The sequence below is a fragment of the Pelotomaculum propionicicum genome (genome assembly GCF_048984525.1).
Taxonomy (GTDB): Bacteria; Bacillota; Desulfotomaculia; order Desulfotomaculales; family Pelotomaculaceae; genus Syntrophopropionicum; species Syntrophopropionicum propionicicum_A.
On record NZ_JBMGJC010000001.1, the window covers coordinates 140,476 to 159,563 of the forward strand.

Here is a 19,088-nt window from a genome sequence, read left to right on the forward strand (position 1 = left end):
GGCAAATTTAAAAATTGGCTGGGCTGCGCTGACATCCTGTTTAATTTATTTTAATTCCGTAACGGTTGAAGAACCGTTCAGCCCGGTCACCACCAGGTATTCTTTGCCGGTCAGCGTGTCTTTAATTACAGTAAATCCGCCGATATTGTTCGTCTCTCCCTGCTCCTGGACGATCTGGAACCTTTGATTTGCAATATCCGGAGCCTCATTGGTGTTTTCTATCAGCGGGCGGCTTTTAGTCAGTGAAGCGCAGCCCTGGAGCAATAAAACTGAAAATATTATTAATATAATGGATATTTTTTTCACAATGACTCAGCACCTTCTCCATAATATAACCTTATCAGGTCTTGTTTTCTCTCAATGCTGCTCACTTAAGCAAGCGCTTCAGCACCTTTCCGCTTGCGCCTCTGGGCAGTTCCTCTTTAACCTCGAATATTTCCGGGATCTTATATATGGAAAGCCTTCCTTTCAGAAAGCGAAAAAGTTCATGTTTATCCGGCGTAAAGCCCTCCGCCAGAATTATGAAGGCTTTAATGATCTCACCCTTGACCGGGTGGGGAACACCGATCACAGCTGCCTCCGCCACCGACTGGTGAGACGCCAGCGCCTCCTCAACCTCGCCGGGATACACATTATACCCGGCTGTAATTATAAGCTCTTTTTTGCGGCCCACGATAAATATATAACCGTCCTGGTCACAGTAGGCCAGGTCGCCGGTATAAAGCCAGCCGCTTCTTAGCGCCGACCGGGTTTCTTCTTCCCTGTTAAAGTAACCTTTCATAACGTTGGGCCCTTTAACGATTAGCTCTCCCACCTCGCCGGCCGGCAGTTCCCTGCCTTCATCATCCACTATTTTTACATCCACACCAGCCAGCGGCAGTCCGACCGACTTTATTTTACGGACACCGTCCAGCGGGTTCAGGCTGACCACAGGGGAGGCCTCAGATAGCCCGTATCCTTCGATTATAGGAAAGTTAAAGAGCTTCTCAAAAGCAATCATATGTTCTTCAGAGATGGAATCACCTCCTGAGATGGCATACTTCAAGGTGGGGAAGGGAGCCTGGCGCCGCAGCTTGAGCAGCACCGCAAACATGCTCGGCACGCCGCAAAATACCGTCACTCCTTTTTGTGACAGCACCTGCAGCACTTCCTTGGGCCTGAAGGCGTCAAGTATGGTTATGGAGCAGCCAAGGTACAGCGGCAGCAGTACGCTGGTCGCCCAGCCAAAACTGTGGAACATGGGCAGCACAGCCAGAAAGTTGTCGCCGGGGCCAAAGTCGGAAACGTAGTCCATGGACTTGACGTTGCCGTTCAGGTTGTTGTGCGTCAGCATGGCGGCCTTGGGATGGCCGATAGTGCCTGAAGTATAAAGAAATGTGCATATTGACTCCGGGTCTGAGGCAGGGAAATACGCCAGCTGTGCGGCTGCTATCTCGCTGCGGCATTTTTCGTCGATTATAACAGGGGTAACAGACTGTCCCGGCAGCTGAGAAAACGCCCTGCCGATAGCTTCGTTTGTTATCAGAAAGCGTGCGCCGGAATCTTTCAGCATAAAAGCAAGCTCCGGCGGTGACTGCAGCAGGTTTAAAGGGACGGCTACGCCGCCGGCGCGGGTTATGCCAAAATAAGAATAGATGAACTCCGGGCAATTGGGGAGAGCGATCGCAGCTCTGTCACCCGGCTTAAGGCCCAGGCCGGCACAGTAACTTGCGTATTTCCCTATATTATCTTCCAGCTGGCCGTAGCTGACAGTAACATCTTTAAAATATAATGCCGGTCTATTTACGTCCTGGCTGTTATCTTTGTGTATGTTATGAATGTTCACCCTTATAAAACCTCCCGGTCGTATCTTAACAGGCATTATTTTCGACAGACTGAGCTTATAATCCTCCGTTGGGCGTTCCCTTTTATTGTAAAGATGAATAAAATATCTGCTCTGGCGCCCTGACGTATATTTGACCCAAAAAGAGCTGAAAGTTATAATGATATTGGCAATTGCTAGAAGCAGCGGGGGTTTTTTGTTGGACCAAGTAATTACCGCACAAAACCTGGTAAAAAAGTACAATGGTAAGACAGCGGTTAAAGGAATAAACTTTCACGTCCGGCAGAGAGAATGCTTCGGCATCCTGGGGCCGAACGGCGCGGGAAAATCCTCTATCGCTAAAATGGTTTACTGTTTTTCTCCTGTGTCGGCGGGATCGCTCATTGTACTTGGTATGGACGTGATGTCAAAGCCAAGGGAGATTAAAAAAAGGCTGGGTGTGGTCGCCCAGGACAACAACCTCGACACCGATTTGACCGTACTGGAAAACCTTCTGGTATATGGCAGTTTTTTTAATATCCCCGCCCGCCGGGTTGCCGCGGCCTCTGTTGAAATTCTTGATTTTTTTGCCCTCGGCGACTATATGAACGATAAGGTTGAAAGGCTCTCCGGCGGGATGAAAAGGAGGCTTACAATCGCCAGGGCTCTGATAAATTCCCCGGAAATCCTGATCCTGGACGAACCCACTACCGGACTTGACCCGCAGGCAAGGCACCTGCTATGGCAAAAGTTAAGAAGCCTTAAAGAGCGGGGAGTGACACTCCTTTTGACCACGCATTACATGGATGAGGCGGAACACCTGTGCGACCGGCTTATAATAATGGATGAGGGAGCCATACTCGAAGAAGGCCGGCCGGAAGACTTGGTGGCCCGACACATTGGGAACCAGGTCCTGGAAATAGGGCTGGGAAGCGCTGCCGAAGATGATATCCTCAAATGCGGGGGTGACCGGATCAGGGGCTATCAAAATGTCGGTGACATGATGTTTGTATATCCCACTGACGGGCAGGCGCTTATGGAAACACTCAGGCCGTTGACCGGGAGTTTCTCCCGCTTGATGCTGCGCGGCGCTAATTTGGAGGACGTATTTTTAAAGCTTACCGGGAGAGGGCTGGTGGAAGAAAATGTACCGTCCTGACCTCTCGCCGCTGGTATGGAAAGTTTTCAAAAGACATTTGCTGGCCTACCGGAAGACCTGGAAGGTCAGCATCTCGTTTAACTTCTTTGAGCCGCTATTCTACCTGACGGCTTTCGGCTTCGGCCTGGGAGCCTACCTCCAGCCGATGGAAGGAGTATCTTACATCGAGTACCTGGCGCCGGGCCTGATCGCTTACTCGGCCATGTTTGCGTCCACTATTGAGTGTACATACGGTATTTTTGTCAGGATGGAATACCAGAAGTCCTACCAGGCCATTGTAGCGACACCGGCGAGTATTTATGACGTGGTTATGGGAGACATGCTGTTCGGAGCTTTTAAATCGGTCATGTACGGCGCTGTAATACTGATCGTCATCTCTGTGCTGGGGCTGGTTAAATCACCACTGGCCATATTAATCCTGCCTGTGCTCGCTTTGTCAGGGCTGCTGTTTTCTGCGCTGGCAGCCACTTGGACCGGATTGGTGCCGAACATCGACAGCTTTAATTACTTCTTTTCGCTGCTGATAACCCCGATGTACTTGATTTCCGGGGTGTTTTTCCCACTCTCCGGGCTGCCGGTTATAATACAGAAACTAGCCTGGTTCAGCCCTCTTTATCACCTGGTTAACATATCCCGCGGGCTTGTCACGGGTAATGCCGGCGCATATATGGCGGGAGACCTTGCCTGGCTGCTGGTTGTGTCTTTGATAATTTTACCGGTCCCGGTTTACTTGCTGCGCCGGTTGATAATAAGGTAATAATACGGGAGGTCTTATTTTGGACAGGATTAAATCAGCCTATGAAATGGCCATGGAGCGTTTTCAACAGAGGAAGGAAGTGCCGCCGGAAGAGATTGAAAAAATGGAGCACATCCCGGTCGGAAAAGCGATGGCAGCTAGATATTTAAACGAAAAAGACTTTGACTTTTTATCAGAGATGAATAAATATCCTGATAAAATAAAAGGGTATATGGCGGAAGGCGCGCTGGAAACCTTCTTAAGCAACATCCAGCTGCCGGTTGACAGGGCTGCTTTTGACACGACTAAAAAAGCCCTGGAAGGGATAACGCTCCTCAAGGTAAACAAAGACGCCCTCAGGGAAGTGTACGGCCAAATTGAACACCTCTTTAATTATTATGAAAAAACTCTTGAACAGGCATTTGGACAGTTTAAAGAAAGGTTTTCGGCCAAGATGGCCTCGTCGATGCAATCAATAGAAAAGAAAATGGGGGCCAAAATAAAAGTGGACCCGGAAAAACAGCCCGGCTTCCGGGAAGAATGGTCGCGGGTAGTGAACAGCTTTAACGCCCAGTATAACCAGGTACTGGCCGAGCAGAAAGAAAAGCTCAAGAAAGTCAGGTGAGACATGAGACGTGAGACGTGAGACGTGAGTATATACTGCATTCCTTTTGGGTCTTTCTTAACCCTTGAGATAACATTCACGATCAATCTCAAGTCTAACATCTTAATAATGCGGCTGGTTTCTAAACGCGACTGGGGTACTGTTCTCTGGTCGCGTTCAATTTATGATCATATATATTTCAATCCTGTCTAGTATCCCAAACAGGTGGGCGGTTCTCTTTTCTTGCAGGGTAGAATTTGTCACTACAAGGAGGCGATTCTCTTGTATTGTAGGGTCGGATTTATCCGACCATTTTGTTCGGCTGAAGCCGAACCTACCATTTCAGAGACCGGAAGTCTGAAGTCGGAGGTCGAGCCGGATATCTGATGTCTGACGTAAGTTATAAGTTCCAACATTATTTCACGCGTCTCATTCCCCACGTCCCACTTCTCACTTTCCGGGTTTGCCGGCCGGGATTGGCTTATAAATAAAAGACGCCGGGTTAGCTTGTGAGCCCTTTGCTTTTCCAAATATAAAAAACACAACCGCGCCTGCCAGGGCCAGGCCGGCCGAGCTCCAGAACATGAGCCCGGTCCCTTTCGCCATCAGAAAACCATAGAGGGGAGGGCCGGCGGCGACGCCGAAAAACCTCACGCTGCCGTAAAGCGAAGTGATTAATCCGCGCTCCTTTATTGTAGCCGCGCTTGTTATAAGCATGTTCAAACAGGGCAGCACCAGTCCCGTGCTGACCCCGATTACTGAAATAGCGGCGAAGTAAAAAATAACCCCTTTAGCCAGCGGCAAGAATATCAGTGCCGCCGTCATAATACTGAGACCTGTTATCACCAGTATTTTCATCAACGCTTCTTTCTTCTTGATAATAAAACCGGTTATAAAAGAAGTAGCGCTCATGAATAAAACCGGGATCGCCAGCACCAGCCCTTTGGGGATGCCGTCCAATCCGTACTGCTGTTCCAGGTATTCGGAGAGATAGAAAAGAACGCCGAAAAGCACCATCAGCGCTATAGCGCCCGCCAGGTAAGAGGAGAGCAGCAGGCCTTTTTGATCTTTAAACACTTTCGCAAATGATTTCAAATACTGCCCTAATTTTTGTTTGGCACGGCCTTCAGGCTCTTTTACCAGCAGCCACATCCCCACAACCACCGGTATTACTACTAACGGGAAAAATATAAAAGCGGCATACCAGGCCAAAAGGCCGACAGCCGAACCGAGGACAGGGCTTAAGACCTTGCCGAGCCCATTTGAAGCTTCGATTGACCCCAGTGAACGGCTGCGTTCCTTGTCTTTAAACAGGTCTCCGCACAGCGCCATGGCGATCGGCGCGGTTCCGGCGGCGCCGATGCCCTGGACGACCCTGCCGGCCAGGATTAACACATAAGCATACTGTTTGAAAAAAACAGCCGCCAGGGCGGCGATAAGCCCGCCCGCGCCGTATACAACCAGAGCCGGGATGATCACCGCTTTTCTCCCGTAACGGTCTGAAAGAAAGCCGGTCACAGGTATAATTATACCGGCCGGCAGGGAAAACAGCGTAATTATTAAACTTACCTGCACTGAGGATAAATTAAGCGAGTTCCTGATATCGGGAAGGACGGGGATCAGCATTGAATTGCCCAGGACCATTATAAACGGGACTCCGGACAGTGCTGCGACCACCAGCCAGTAGTTTTTTGGGGTTTTTTGGGCGTCTGAGCTTTCAGTCATAATTATCCCTCCGGATCTTTAAACTTCCCCCTGTTTTAAAAAATAAACTTTTAAGAATTTAAAGATTATGGATATTAAAAAAATATCCAATTGCTGTAAATATCGTTGCAGGGGTATTCAATTCAATTTGACAGGTATATAGTATATTTAAAAGCACTACTATAAAGGGCCGTTTTCATTAACGCCTTTTATTTTTTTACGGGGAGTGGGACAGATGGATAGAGAACTCGCAATGGAACTGATAAGGGTAACAGAGGTCGCGGCGCTTGCTTCCGCAAGGTGGATGGGCCGGGGACAAAAAAATGAAGCGGATGAGGCGGCGACAAACGCCATGCGACGGATGTTTGATTCAGTTTCCATAAATGGAACAGTGGTTATAGGGGAGGGGGAAATGGACGAAGCCCCCATGCTCTATATCGGAGAGAAAGTTGGAAATGCCGCCTCACCGGAAGTAGACGTGGCCGTTGACCCGCTGGAAGGCACAAATATCCTGGCAAAAGGTCTGCCCAATGCCATGTCGGTCATCGCCATAGCCGACAAGGGCAACCTCCTGCACGCGCCGGACATGTATATGGAAAAGCTTGCCGTTGGCCCGAAGGCGGCCGGCAGGGTCCACCTCGACGATCCTATCGAGGTAACCCTAAGAATTGTGGCGGAAGCCAATAACAAAAAAGTATCCGAGTGCGTAGTGATTATACTGGAAAGGCCGCGCCATAAGAAACTTATTGACGCGGTGCGCAAAGCAGGGGCCAGGGTGAGGCTGATCGGTGACGGCGACGTTAGCTCTGCCATATCCACGGCCTTTGATGATACAGGCATTGATATATGCGCTGGAATCGGCGGGGCGCCTGAAGGAGTAATCGCGGCGGCCGCCTTAAAATGCCTGGGCGGTGAAATGCAGGCCCGCCTTGTGCCGGAAGACGATGATGAGTACCAGCGCTGCATCAGGATGGGTATTGCCGACCCTAAAAAAATATTGTCCATGGATGATCTCGTAAAGGGTGATGACGCGATTTTCTCCGCCACCGGCGTTACGGACGGGGAACTTCTAAGAGGGGTGCGCTTTTACGGCGGCGATAGGGCTGAGACACATTCGGTGGTTATGAGGGCCAAAACCTGCACTGTGCGTTTCATAAGGGCGATCCACAAGCTGGACCGCAAACCATACCCTTTCCTTAGCTTTCCCGCTTAGTAATTTCTATTTACATCTGACATCCAATTTCCGGCTTCCGACTTCTGCTTTTGCGGCAGGCATCTATTACCTGCCGCTTTTTCAGGTTATAATCTAAAATAGCTGGCAGCAGAAATTAATAAATTTTCCCGGGAGGGAAAACTTGTGACGGGATTTTTCAAAATCGACCATGTTGAATATCACCTCGGCTCCGCTGGCCGCACTGTCAGCGTATCATCCAGCCTGGAAGAAGGATCGCTGCTGGTAGTGAAAGGGTCGTCAGGCGCCGGCAAAACAACCCTGCTGAAGATTTTGGCAAGGCTTATGAAGTGCGACAGGGGCCTGGTCTCTTTCCTGGGAGAAGACTGGCTTTCGTATTCTCCCCAGCAGTGGCGCAGCAAAATTAATTACACAGCCCAGAAACCGGCTATTTTCAGCGGGACGGTGCTCGATAACCTGAAAAAGCCTTTTGAACTAAAAATAAAGAAAGAACAGTTTAATTCCAGCGAAGCTCTGGACGGGCTGAGGGCATTATTATTGAATGAGGATTTACTGGGCCAGGATGCCCGCACTCTTTCCGGCGGCGAAATGGCAAGAATAGCGCTGCTGCGATCAGCTCTTTTCAAGCCGAACATTTTACTTCTGGATGAACCCTTTGCAGCCCTCGATGATAATTCCGCCAGGGCGGTAATGGCTTTTTTGAGGATTTGGGCCGGAAGTGAAGCTGGCCGCGGCATAATTATGGTAACCCATAATGACATTTATAAAGATATTACGGATATTATCATCCACGAGGTTGTACTCCCCGGGCCGGGGGTGAATTAATTGGACGTTGGCATAATACCTATATCCAACCTGCAGCTTGCCCTGAGCGTTATTTTAGTATTAATCGCGGGCGTTATTTCGGCCGCGTTAAGGCTTGAACTGCTCAAGCCGCTGCTGTGGGGCACTGTCAGGACTTTTGTCCAGCTGACGCTGATCGGCTATGCCCTTACATATATTTTCAAGCTAAACAACCTGTTCCTGATCGTGGTAATCATAACCATGATGACCCTGGTGGCATCCGGAACAGCCGCGCGGAGGTCGCCGCGAGCGGTGCGGCATACCCTGGCGCTCGCGTTTGTTTCTCTCTGGGCCAGCACTTTTATCGTAGGGACAATAGTCGTGGCCCTGATCATAGCTCCTGAGCCCTGGTACTCGGCCAGGATAGCCATACCTATTTTCGGCATGATCCTGGGCAACTCGATGAACGGTATCGCCCTTTCACTTGACCGCCTGTTTTCAGAAGTCAGGTCAAATATATCCGAAATAGAAGCTTTGCTCAGTTTCGGCGCATCACCATGGGAGTCTGTCAGAGAATGCGTTAAGGAAGCGCTGCGATCCGGTATGACCCCGACAATTAATTCACTTATGGTCGTCGGCCTGGTCAGCCTGCCGGGTATGATGACCGGGCAGATCCTGAGCGGCGCGGACCCTCAACAGGCCGTCCGCTACCAGATAGTAGTAATGCTTATGATAGCCGCGGCGGTTGCGATAGGGTGCCTGATACTGGTTTTAATGTCTTACAAAAAATTATTTACAAAAGAAGATGCGATAGCGCAGTATGTTTTTGACCGGGAATAACAGCAGCCTGCAAAATCCGGTTGTTGCCCAATTATCATGTATGTGGTAATTTAATACTAACTCTGCAGGATTAAAAGTACACCGGACAGGGAGGAGCATTTATTGGATTACTCATTAGTAAGCAACCATATTGTGTTTGATATCGATGAAATACTGGAGATGATTGAGGAGTACATAGAAGAATACTTGCTTTTGGAGCACTATTTCGAAGATCAGCTGGTCGAGTCAACTATCATATACCTTGAAGATATTGAGGTTGAATTTGATCCCGGCGATGCGGGAATGTATTTTAAACAGAAGTACATGCAAAATGAATCTGAAGAGCACGATTTTTCCAGCTTTTTAAGAAATACCTTCCCCACCAGCCTGTTTATTAACGATTCCCAGATTGAAATAGAGATACAAAACGGGCGCATTGTCTGCCTGCTGGGAAACAGGGGGGAATTAATCCTGAGGACCGGTATGGACAGCTTCGTATTTTCACCGCTGTTCAAGCTTTCAATAAAGCCTGACAAGGCGCAGGTACTATTAAACGCGGTTATTACAGCTTATAAAAAGAACTACGAAAATGTGGCCAATGAGAAACTAAATCCTGAGTCCTACTCCATGTTCTCAGGTGTTTGCCTGATGGCACTGGCTAAAATAAATGAACTTCCCACCAGCGGCTACGAACTCAACCTCTCCCATGATGAAATGCTGCTTTTCGGCCTGGCCCTGAATTTAGCCGGTGAAAACGCTGACAAGGAAACCCTGGCGGTAACGCGCCAGATCATGGAGCAAATAAAAAAATACTTCCCTGAAATCGAGCATATTTCGCCCGAAAGTTTTGAATCAACACCAAGGATGGGCAAGATCCTGGACTTCAAAAAGCCTGACGACAAAAAGTAATATCATCAAAGTGGGGAGACAAAAGATGTCTATACTGAACACACCTTACAAAATTAAAAATATGGAGATTAAAAACAGGTTCCTGCGTTCCGCGACTGTCGAGAGCAAGGCTGATATTGACGGCTTCGTTACCGACGACCTGCTGGAGCTTTACTACCATTTAGCAGCGGGAGGGTCGGGTATCCTGGTAACCGGCGCCGCCGCTGTTGAGCCGGCAGGGAAAGGCTTTGCGCAGCAGATGTGTGTTTTTGACGACAAGTTTATAACCGGTCTAAAAAAACTGGCTGATATCGTGCACAAATATGGCAGCGGCTGCAGGTTAGCGATGCAAATATTTCACCAGGGCACGTCCGGATATGGGTTTTCATATGGCGCTCTCGACAGGGGTTACCGTCTTAACGATATCAGGGAAGAGGATATAACCACCACAATAAAAGCTTTTGGCACGGCTGCCCGCAGGGTAAAAGAAGCCGGCTTTGACGCGGTTGCCGTGCACGGCGCCCACGGATACCTGCTAAGCGAGTTCCTCTGCCCGGCCACAAACAACCGCGCGGATCAATGGGGAGGCAGCCTGGAAAACAGGATGCGCTTCACCCTGGAGGTTTACTCCGCCATACGGGAGCAGGTCGGTGACGATTTCCCGGTATTCTGGAAAATGAACACCTCAGATTATATAGATGGCGGAAATGGAATAGAACAATATGCCACGGTGGCTAAATCACTGGCAAAAATGGGCGTGGACCTGATTGAATTGAGCGGCGGGGTCGAGAAACAGATACAGCTGCGGGCCAGGCTCAGCAAGGAAGCGGGAGAGCGTGAGGCATATTTCGGCTGGGCTGTAGACGCCATGAAAGAAGCAATAACAGGAACAAACACCGCACTGGCGGTTACCGGCGGCATCCGCTCACTGCCGGCGATGGAGCACCTGCTGAAAAACGGAGCCGACTTTATCGGCATCTGCCGCCCATTAATATGCGAACCGGATTTGCCTAACCGGCTGCTGCACAGCCCGGACAAGAGGCAGTCCAGGTGCACATCATGCAACAAATGCCTTATGCATATTGCCAGGCAGCCATTGAAATGTGTCGAGTTCGACCCTTTCCGCAGCGTGCTGGCCGGTGTTTCCAGATAAATATTTTGTATTATTAATTGCTGATTTTAAGGTGGATGGCTTGGAACAAAGCATAATCAAAGAAGGTAACATCCTGATCACAGAAGAGAAAAACCCGATCAACAGGATCGTCCGGTTTCAGAGAAAAGAAAACGATAAAACACTTGCCTGCGCTGAAATAAGCAGCGCCGGCGACATCTGGATTTTTACCAGGATGTATGTTTCAGAAGAAAACAGGGCGATGGGGTATGGGTCCGAAGTCTTGACAAAACTCACCGCATACCTTGACCGGAAAAATTTGGACTTATACGCTTATATATATTCCTCCGGCAACCTCAGCGAAAAACAGCTTGACGCGTGGTACAGGAGGTACGGGTTTGCAGACGACGAGAATAAAGGTTATCCCCTGGCCAGGTACGCCGTCAGCCGCATATGAGCGGTGAGCTTAGATCAGTAATATTGCCTGCGGCTCATTGCAAATAAATAATTCCATAGGAAAGGGCGTGTATATGTGAAACTGGAAATTAACACATCAAAGAAGAGCGGTGAGATAATCAAGGGATGTGAATACCGTTACAGCAGGACAAATGACATGCCCGCCGCCGTGAGGAATAAACTGTATCTTCACATATACCCCAAAAAGGATACCCTGCAGGACGACGGTGAACGTCTGGGCTTATTTGATTCCTACCTGTCTGAGATACATATTTTCAATACAGACAACAATACTGTTTATGTCCTGCCGAGATTATATGACAACATTGATATTCAGGTTTCGAAACATATAAGTGTACGGTACTTTAAGGACTTGAGTATATTCATCGAAGTGCCGGGGCCTGTAAGGATAAAGGCAGACAGTACTTTTCAAATCCAGGAAATCACTGCTGATTAGTTTAATTAAGAATTGAGGAGATTTGATGAAAGCGCTTGTGCTGGCGGAAAAGCCCAGTGTGGGCAGGGAAATAGCCAGGGTTTTAAAATGCGGCAGTAAAAACAAGGGGTATATAGAGGGACCCCAATTTGTTGTGACATGGTCGCTGGGTCACCTGGTAACACTGGCTGAGCCTGATGACTATGATAAAAAATATAAGGATTGGCGCCTGGAGGATTTACCAATGCTGCCGCCAAGTATGAAATTAAAAATCATCAGGCAGACTTCCCACCAGTTCCAGGTAGTCAGAAATTTAATGAGGCGGGACGATATCAAAGAGTTGGTAATTGCCACAGACGCCGGACGGGAAGGCGAGCTGGTGGCCCGCTGGATCATGGTCCTGGCAAACTGGAAAAAACCGTTCATGCGGCTCTGGATCTCCTCTCAGACTGACGACGCCATCCGGGAAGGGTTTGCCAACCTGAAGGCCGGCAGCTCCTATAACAGCCTGTATGACGCAGCCGTTTGCAGGGCGGAGGCAGACTGGCTGATCGGGCTTAACGTTACCAGGGCATTAACCTGTAAGTTTAACGCCCAGTTAAACGCCGGCAGGGTGCAGACACCAACACTGGCTATGATTGTAAACAGGGAATCAGAAATAAAACAATTTGTACCGGTTGATTACTGGACGATCCGTGTTGATTTTGGGGACTACTTTGGCGACTGGCGGAACAAGTCCGGAAACGGAAGGATCTTCAGCCAAGGCCTGGCGGAAGATCTGGCCGCTAAAATAAAAGGCCATCCGGGTGTGATCAAGGAAATTCACACTGAAAATAAAAGCGAGGGGGCACCCCTGGCCTACGACCTGACTGAGCTGCAGAGGGACGCCAACAAACGGTACGGGTATTCAGCGCAAAAAACCCTGTCTATCTTGCAGGACTTATATGAACAGCACAAACTGGTCACCTACCCGAGGACTGACTCAAGATATATCACCACGGATATAGTTCCCACACTCGCGGCCAGGCTGAAAAGCATTTCTGTGGCGCCGTATGCGGAGATTGTTAAACCCCTTTTGCAGAAACCTTTAAACCCGACGAAACGGTTTGTCGACAACAGCAAAGTCACTGATCACCACGCCATCATCCCCACTGAACAGCCCCTGCGTCTGCCGTTGTTGAAAGAAGAGGAAAGAAAACTGTACGATTTGATCGTCAGGCGGTTCATCGCAGTTTTATACCCTCCTTACCGTTATGCCCAGACCACTATCATCACCGCTGTCAATGGTGAGAATTTTCACTCCCGGGGCAAAGTGGTAAAAGAAAAAGGCTGGCGGGCTGTAACCTCCAAAACCGCTGAAAAGGACGGTGCCGATGAGGAAGCGCTGCCGGAACAGACCCTGGCCCTGCAAAATAAAGGCGAGTCCAAACAGGTTAAAAATATAAAAACTAACAAATCAAAAACCAGGCCCCCGTCTCGTTACACGGAAGCCACCCTGCTGACTGCGATGGAGAGTCCGGGCAAGTTCATCGAAGACGAGGAACTGCGCGAATCCATGAAAGGGAGCGGCCTTGGGACACCGGCCACACGGGCCGAGATTATTGAAAAGCTGCTCAATACCAGTTACATCGAGCGCCAGGGGAAAGAGCTGGTCCCCACCTCAAAAGGGATCCAGCTAATCGGCCTGGTTGCCCCGGCCCTGAAGACACCGGAATTAACCGCGCAATGGGAGCAGAGGCTATCCAGCATAGCCAGGGGGAAGGGAAGCAAAAAAGAATTTATGGCTGATATCCGTAAAAACGCCGCGGAACTGGTCAAAAGCGTTATCGCGGACACGGCCGTCTACAAAGCTGATAATATTACTAAAACAAAATGCCCGGTCTGCGGTAAATACATGCTGCTGGTGAACGGGAAAAGAGGAAAAATGCTATCGTGCCAGGACAGAGCCTGCGGGTACCGGCAGCCGGAGAAACAGGATGATTATGGCTTCAGGAGTTCCAAAGGGGGCGGCAGGGCTAACCAGCAGCTGATTGCCCGTTACAGCCAGCAGGACTCTATTGGCAGTAACGTGGGTGAACTTCTGAAAGCAGCGATGGCCAAAGAAAACAATAACTCGGACAAAGATTAAAAGGTTTCTGAATTACGTTAATCCCCATCTCATAATGGGGATTTTTTTATGCTAAAGAAGATTAAGAAAAGGCAGGTAATATTAGAGACTGTGTCGAAAAAATAAAAAGAATTGATTTTTAGTAAGAATCCGCATGATAATCGGGACCTAAAAGGAGAAGTCATATTGAAAAAAAAGTTTATAATATCGTTAGTTGTAGTATTTTCGATATTTCCAGTGTTTCAGGCGCCTGGAGCCAGCGCTGAAGAGCTGATGCTCAAGGAAGGGATGTCAGGGCAGGCCGTACTTGAAATGCAGACCAAACTGCAGAGCCTGGGTTACTTTGAATCAGGCGAGCCAGACGGCATCTTTGGCCCCGCGACAGTTTCCGCGGTCATTAAATTCCAGGGCGACAACGGACTTGGCGGAGACGGCATAGCCGGCCCAGCGACCCTGACCGCAATCGACGGCCTGGCTGTGGAAGAGGATGGCACAGGAGCGAACAGTAATCTTCTAAAAGAAGGCATGAGCGGCGATAATGTGCTTACCTTGCAGACAAAACTTAAATCCCTTGGCTATTACAGTGGAAGCGTGGACGGAAATTTTGGCGCCGGCACACTGTCAGCGGTCATTGCCTTCCAGAAAGGCAACGGCATTAACGATGACGGCATAGCAGGCCCTGCGACCCTGGCCGCGATTGACAGCCTGGCTGCGGCAAAGGTAGAAGCGGTAGCGGGAAGCCCGCGGCCTGACCTTATAAAAAAGGGGATGAGCGGCGATAAAGTGCTTGCCCTGCAGACAAAGCTGAAATCGCTTGGTTATTACAATGACAGCCTGGACGGAAATTTTGGCGCTGGCACACTGCTTGCTCTTATCGATTTTCAGGCTAACAACGGGCTTACGGCAGATGGTGTGGCCGGCCCCCAAACACTGCAGACAATGCAAAATTCTCCGGTCGTCGCCAGCCGAGGCGCATCCGGCAGCCGCAAGTCACAGGCGATCGCCTCCTACGCCAGGCAGTTTTTAGGAACGCCATATGTATGGGGAGGCAGTTCACCTGATGGTTTTGACTGTTCAGGGTTTGCCTACTATGTATACAGCCATTTCGGAATAGAAATCCCGCGTATGGCTGACGAGCAGTATTATTATGGCGCCAGGGTAAACCAGCTGATACCGGGTGACCTTGTGTTTTTCACAACATACATGTCAGGGCCTTCACACACAGGCATCTACATAGGAGATAACTGTTTTATCCACAGCAGTTCAGCTGAAGGTGAGGTCGTAATAACATCTCTTTCACAGAATTACTACAGCGAGAGATACCTGGGAGCCAGCCGGGTGGTAAATTAGAATTTTTACAATTCGCAGATCAATAATTCGCAAAAGAAGCCCTGGAGTTTTAGTCCCCAGGGCTTTAATTTGTTTTCAAGATGACCGGCTGAGCTTCCTTTTTGACAATAGCGCCTCCATATCCACAGAACTGAGAGGCTTGCTGAACAGGAACCCCTGCATCTCAGAGCACTGGTGCTTCTGGAGAAATTTGCGCTGCACCTCTGTCTCCACGCCTTCGGCAACAACACCCAGTTTAAGGCTCTTGCAAAGAGCAATAACAGTTGATGCGATTACTTCGCTATCCCTGATTTCTCCAATCTCCATTACAAAAGTTTTGTCAATCTTGAGTTTGTCAACAGGGAAGCGTTTCAATTGGCCCAGTGAAGAGTACCCTGTACCGAAATCGTCGATAGAAAGCTGTACCCCCATTTTTTTAAGCCTGTACAATGTCTCTGCGGTATATTCCGAGTTCTGCATAGCGGTGCTTTCAGTGATCTCCAGCTCCAGCCAGTGCGGGTCCAAGCCTGTATCTTTTAATATGCGTTTAACCGTCTCTACTAAATTCTGCAGGTAAAACTGCTTGCCGGAAAGGTTAACGGAAACTGCATTCGGCGTGTAGCCGGCCTCATGCCAGGACATATTCTGGGCGCAAGCGGTCCGCATGACCCATTCGCCCAGAGGGACTATCATCCCTGTTTCTTCAGCAATAGGAATAAATTCAGCTGGCAGCAGCAGGCCGCGGCAGGGGTGGTTCCACCTGACCAGCGCCTCAATGCCGGTTAGTTCCCTGCTATTTATATTGACCTTTGGCTGGTAATGCAGGACAAATTCCTTGCGTTCAATTGCCCGCCTCAGCTCATTCTCAATCAAAAGCCTTTCATGTGTTTTGTGGTTTAAGGCAGGCGTGTAGAACTGGTAGTTGTCTCTATTTTTTTCCTTAGAAAGGTACATCGCCGTGTCGGCATTTTTAATCAGTGTTTCCGTATCATCACCGTCGCTGGGATACAGCGCGATGCCGGCGCTGGTGGAGATAAACAGCTCGTGTTCTCCTAATATAACAGGCTTTCTGATGTTCTCAAGAATTTTTTCAGCTACTTTCGCGGCTCCTTCTGCGCAAGTTATTTCGGGCAGCATAATAGTAAACTCGTCTCCGCCCAATCTGGCGACAGTGTCACCTTCCCGCACACATTCACTGAGGCGCTCAGCCACCTGGCAGAGCAGAAGGTCGCCGACCTCATGGCCCAGAGTGTCGTTGATCAATTTGAACCTGTCCAGATCTAAAAAAATGAGCGCCAGCATTTTATTATTGCGTCTACAGTGGGCAAGTTCCAGTGACAGCCGGTCTTTGAACAGTAAACGGTTGGGCAGGCCGGTAAGGCTGTCATGGAAAGCCTGAAATTTAATAGTTTCCTCATATTTCTGCTTTTCTGTAATATCCCGTGAAACGGCTACCAGCCGGCTCTCACCTTTTACAGTTTTGAAAGTCTTGGCGGTGCTTTCGAACCATCTTAAATCACTGTTCTTGCTCATCATTCTGTAAGTCAGTTCTTTTAATCCCGAGAATTCAATGTTTACAATTGCGTTATTTACCTTGTTTTTATCTTCCTGCCAAATGAAATCAATAACACTCTTGTTAATCATATCCGATTGATCATAACCCAGTACTTCCTTGTAGTTGGGGCTGGTGTATAAATACCTGCCATCGGTGCTTATTTCACAGATCAGGTCGTAAGCGTTTTCCGTCAGGGTACGGTACCTTTCCTTAGTGACACTGAGGATTTGATGGGTATTCTGCAATGACTCCAGCATTTTATTTGCAGATTCGGCAAGCTCGGTTAACTCATCATTTCCTGACGCCTGAAGGCGCATCGAATGGTCGCCGCAGCTGCTTATTAAGCTGAAGTTCCTGCTGAGTTTTGCCAGCCTGGAAAGCACATTCTTTTCTAACAGCATGACCACCAGCGCGCCAAAGACCAGTACAAATATCACAAGCGAAAACAGCAGCAGCCTGAGGCTGTTTTTACCCTGCTGGTAAATTCCCCTTTCCAGGTCAACCTGCAATACCATAACAGGGTTGTCAAAAACATCTTTTAATAAGGCGTAACCGTTAATAATTTCCTCGTTGAAGGGTTGGACAACAATAAAATTATCTTCTTCAGTACCTTCCAGCTTGGATTTAATGTCCGCCAACAGCCCGGGCATAGCGTCGAGTCTATGCAGGTTAAGAGTTAAGTGAGTTTTTTCAGCCAGGTTCGCTACTTCTCCTGAATTCAGATAGCGCCCCATAATTAAAGCTCCTCGCACAGGACCGGTCTGGTCGCTTGTAATAATAGGCGCGGAAGCCAGCGCCATCGGCCCTTCCTGGAAAGCAAAAATGCCGGAAATTTTGCTTTCCGTGGAATCATGATGCCAGAGCATTTTATTTTCTGCCAATATACTTTCGAGACCGGACGGCATAGGCATTTCTGTGCCATTGATAAAATCATAGCTTTTGCCAAACACTATCTCACCGGAAGAATTAACACAGAGGAACAGGCTTAATTTAAGATCTTCAAAGGTGGTATCGGGGATATTTCTTTCTATGTAATCACTATTTCTGTCTTCAACAAACTTGTATGTATCATCCCATGTCGCCCAGTCACTGGCATTTGCGGCAATTTGGTCTGCCTCATCATTTATGGCGCTCAAAACCCTTTGAACATTTTGGCTGGCATCCTGATTTTCCAGTGCCGTATAGTCCTTCATTATTATATATCTTAAGCTGCCGTACAGCAGTAAAATCAGGCATGAAAAAGTAATGCCGATAATAATTAATGTTTTTTTGCTCAGAGTCATTATCTCACCTGCTATATGAAATTTGACAAGTATATTATCGGTATTATTTTTTATAAATTAATGAAATTGTCGAATTATTTCTAAATTTCATTTTGTTTTTTTCCCAAGCAGCTGCAACACACGGGCTTGTCCAAATGTTAAAAGCCCATTATTATATATCTGGTAAGGCAATAGCTATTGCATTATATGAAGGCTGTAAAAGGAGCTAGATATTTTGGTCAAAAATTACCGCAAGTGGTTTTTAGCAAGAGTCAAAAGGGCCATATACGATTTCGGCATGCTGCAGGACGGTGACCGGGTGGCCGTCGCTTTCTCGGGAGGCAAGGACAGCGTTACCCTGTTGTACTCGCTTGACCTGCTCAGACGTATGCTGCCGGTCAAATTCGAACTTTCCGCGGCAGTATATATCAAAACCGGCTGGCCTGTAGACCTGCCGGTACTTAAAGATTTTTGCCGTTCCATAAATGTGCCTTTTTACGTGGTGGAGACTGAAATCGCTAAAATAGTTTTTGAGGAGAGGGGGGGCGGCAACCCCTGCGCCATCTGCTCGCACCTGCGCCGCGGCGCCCTGCACGGCAAGGTCCTGGAACTGGGCTGCAACAAGGTCGCCCTGGGCCATCACCTTGACGATGTAATAGAAACATTTTTCATGAGCCTGATCTACACCGGCCAGCTGCGCGTGTTTTCACCGGTTACTTTTCTCGACCGCACCGGCCTGACAATGGTCCGGCCGCTGGTCTACCACCCCTCGGAGGAAATATACTCTTTTGTTGAGAAGGAAAATCTGCCTACCGTGCCTAATACCTGCCCCGCAAACGGCTTCACCCACAGGGAAGTGGCTAAGAAACTTACAGCTGACCTGGCCAGGCAATTTCCCAACTTTAAGGCACGCTTTCTTACCTCTCTCCAGACATTCGATCAGAGAAACTTATGGCCTGAGATCATTCCGAAGAGCAGCGGTAAAGACATAAAGGGTAAAGACAATATTACAGAACCTTTTTAATCAGATTACAGAATCGTCGTCTTCAACTTCCTGGATGTAGCTTGGATTGTCCCTGCGGAGATTTACAAAAAACTTCCATCTGTAGATAGTAAAATATATGGTGGTTAATATAAAAAAATATT

Annotated in this window: 17 protein-coding genes; 13 read left to right on the forward strand and 4 right to left on the reverse strand. The window is 48.6% G+C overall.

All coding sequences use genetic code 11. From position 1 onward, the window contains the following. Positions 1–45 precede the first annotated feature (45 nt). Positions 46–306 carry a hypothetical protein gene (locus ACOBQJ_RS00790; RefSeq protein ID WP_421069806.1) on the reverse strand — a complete coding sequence of 87 codons (261 nt, stop codon included), beginning with the start codon at positions 304–306 and terminating at the stop codon, positions 46–48. 61 nt (positions 307–367) lie between these two features. Beyond that, the gene (locus ACOBQJ_RS00795; RefSeq protein ID WP_421069807.1) at positions 368–1,825 is read right to left on the reverse strand and encodes a long-chain-fatty-acid--CoA ligase; all 1,458 of its coding nucleotides are present in this window, start codon (positions 1,823–1,825) and stop codon (positions 368–370) included. Between the two features lie 196 nt (positions 1,826–2,021). On the opposite strand from ACOBQJ_RS00795, the gene ACOBQJ_RS00800 reads away from it, so the two are divergent. The 3 genes from ACOBQJ_RS00800 to ACOBQJ_RS00810 are packed head-to-tail and all read left to right on the forward strand — an operon-like array spanning position 2,022 to position 4,321. Then, entirely contained in the window at positions 2,022–2,960 is a 939-nt protein-coding gene (locus tag ACOBQJ_RS00800) for an ATP-binding cassette domain-containing protein (RefSeq protein WP_421069808.1), read from the forward strand. Then, a complete protein-coding gene (locus ACOBQJ_RS00805; RefSeq protein WP_421069809.1) occupies positions 2,947–3,717 on the forward strand; it encodes an ABC transporter permease in 771 nt (256 codons plus the stop codon). Before ACOBQJ_RS00800 ends, ACOBQJ_RS00805 begins: the two co-directional genes overlap by 14 nt. 19 nt (positions 3,718–3,736) lie before the next feature. Further along, positions 3,737–4,321, forward strand: coding sequence for a DUF6657 family protein (locus tag ACOBQJ_RS00810; RefSeq protein WP_421069810.1), 585 nt, complete (start codon positions 3,737–3,739; stop codon positions 4,319–4,321). Between the two features lie 429 nt (positions 4,322–4,750). On the opposite strand, the gene ACOBQJ_RS00815 is transcribed toward ACOBQJ_RS00810, so the two are convergent. Continuing rightward, positions 4,751–6,025 (reverse strand): MFS transporter, encoded by a 1,275-nt coding sequence (locus ACOBQJ_RS00815; protein WP_421069811.1) that lies wholly within the window; start codon positions 6,023–6,025, stop codon positions 4,751–4,753. Positions 6,026–6,239: 214 nt separating this feature from the next. On the opposite strand from ACOBQJ_RS00815, the gene glpX reads away from it, so the two are divergent. The 9 genes from glpX to ACOBQJ_RS00860 all read left to right on the forward strand — a co-directional run bounded on the left by glpX (position 6,240) and on the right by ACOBQJ_RS00860 (position 15,146). Beyond that, the gene (gene glpX, locus ACOBQJ_RS00820) at positions 6,240–7,217 is read left to right on the forward strand and encodes a class II fructose-bisphosphatase (protein ID WP_421069812.1); all 978 of its coding nucleotides are present in this window, start codon (positions 6,240–6,242) and stop codon (positions 7,215–7,217) included. A gap of 144 nt (positions 7,218–7,361) precedes the next feature. After that, complete coding sequence (locus ACOBQJ_RS00825; protein ID WP_421069813.1) at positions 7,362–8,021, forward strand: ABC transporter ATP-binding protein; 660 nt, start codon at positions 7,362–7,364, stop codon at positions 8,019–8,021. Next, complete coding sequence (locus ACOBQJ_RS00830; RefSeq protein ID WP_421069814.1) at positions 8,022–8,819, forward strand: ABC transporter permease; 798 nt, start codon at positions 8,022–8,024, stop codon at positions 8,817–8,819. It abuts the gene before it with no gap. A gap of 102 nt (positions 8,820–8,921) precedes the next feature. Next, positions 8,922–9,707: a hypothetical protein gene (locus ACOBQJ_RS00835; RefSeq protein WP_421069815.1), complete on the forward strand. Its 786-nt coding sequence runs from the start codon at positions 8,922–8,924 to the stop codon at positions 9,705–9,707. Between the two features lie 25 nt (positions 9,708–9,732). After that, positions 9,733–10,839, forward strand: coding sequence for an NADH:flavin oxidoreductase (locus tag ACOBQJ_RS00840; protein ID WP_421069816.1), 1,107 nt, complete (start codon positions 9,733–9,735; stop codon positions 10,837–10,839). A 40-nt stretch (positions 10,840–10,879) separates the two neighbouring features. Then, positions 10,880–11,254: a GNAT family N-acetyltransferase gene (locus ACOBQJ_RS00845; protein WP_421069817.1), complete on the forward strand. Its 375-nt coding sequence runs from the start codon at positions 10,880–10,882 to the stop codon at positions 11,252–11,254. A 75-nt stretch (positions 11,255–11,329) separates the two neighbouring features. Beyond that, positions 11,330–11,710, forward strand: a complete 381-nt coding sequence (locus tag ACOBQJ_RS00850; protein WP_421069818.1) for a hypothetical protein — start codon at positions 11,330–11,332, stop codon at positions 11,708–11,710. A gap of 25 nt (positions 11,711–11,735) precedes the next feature. After that, on the forward strand, positions 11,736–13,817 hold the full coding sequence (locus tag ACOBQJ_RS00855) for a DNA topoisomerase III (RefSeq protein WP_421070106.1): 2,082 nt from the start codon (positions 11,736–11,738) through the stop codon (positions 13,815–13,817). A gap of 165 nt (positions 13,818–13,982) precedes the next feature. Next, positions 13,983–15,146 carry a peptidoglycan-binding protein gene (locus tag ACOBQJ_RS00860; protein WP_421069819.1) on the forward strand — a complete coding sequence of 388 codons (1,164 nt, stop codon included), beginning with the start codon at positions 13,983–13,985 and terminating at the stop codon, positions 15,144–15,146. A gap of 75 nt (positions 15,147–15,221) precedes the next feature. Here ACOBQJ_RS00860 and ACOBQJ_RS00865 read toward each other — a convergent pair whose 3' ends face one another. After that, positions 15,222–17,963 carry an EAL domain-containing protein gene (locus ACOBQJ_RS00865; RefSeq protein WP_421069820.1) on the reverse strand — a complete coding sequence of 914 codons (2,742 nt, stop codon included), beginning with the start codon at positions 17,961–17,963 and terminating at the stop codon, positions 15,222–15,224. Between the two features lie 214 nt (positions 17,964–18,177). Here ACOBQJ_RS00865 and ACOBQJ_RS00870 point away from each other — a divergent pair, with 214 nt between their 5' ends. Next, the gene (locus ACOBQJ_RS00870; protein ID WP_421069821.1) at positions 18,178–18,966 is read left to right on the forward strand and encodes a tRNA 2-thiocytidine biosynthesis TtcA family protein; all 789 of its coding nucleotides are present in this window, start codon (positions 18,178–18,180) and stop codon (positions 18,964–18,966) included. Positions 18,967–19,088: the final 122 nt, after the last annotated feature.

What these genes read in the sequence shown, in the direction of transcription:
- ACOBQJ_RS00805 (WP_421069809.1), top strand. Translation starts at nt 2,947, where the DNA reads ATGTACCGTCCTGACCTCTCGCCGCTGGTATGGAAAGTTTTCAAAAGA.
- glpX (WP_421069812.1), top strand. Translation starts at nt 6,240, where the DNA reads ATGGATAGAGAACTCGCAATGGAACTGATAAGGGTAACAGAGGTCGCG.
- ACOBQJ_RS00865 (WP_421069820.1), bottom strand. Translation starts at nt 17,963, where the DNA reads ATGACTCTGAGCAAAAAAACATTAATTATTATCGGCATTACTTTTTCA.
- ACOBQJ_RS00815 (WP_421069811.1), bottom strand. Translation starts at nt 6,025, where the DNA reads ATGACTGAAAGCTCAGACGCCCAAAAAACCCCAAAAAACTACTGGCTG.
- ACOBQJ_RS00840 (WP_421069816.1), top strand. Translation starts at nt 9,733, where the DNA reads ATGTCTATACTGAACACACCTTACAAAATTAAAAATATGGAGATTAAA.
- ACOBQJ_RS00855 (WP_421070106.1), top strand. Translation starts at nt 11,736, where the DNA reads ATGAAAGCGCTTGTGCTGGCGGAAAAGCCCAGTGTGGGCAGGGAAATA.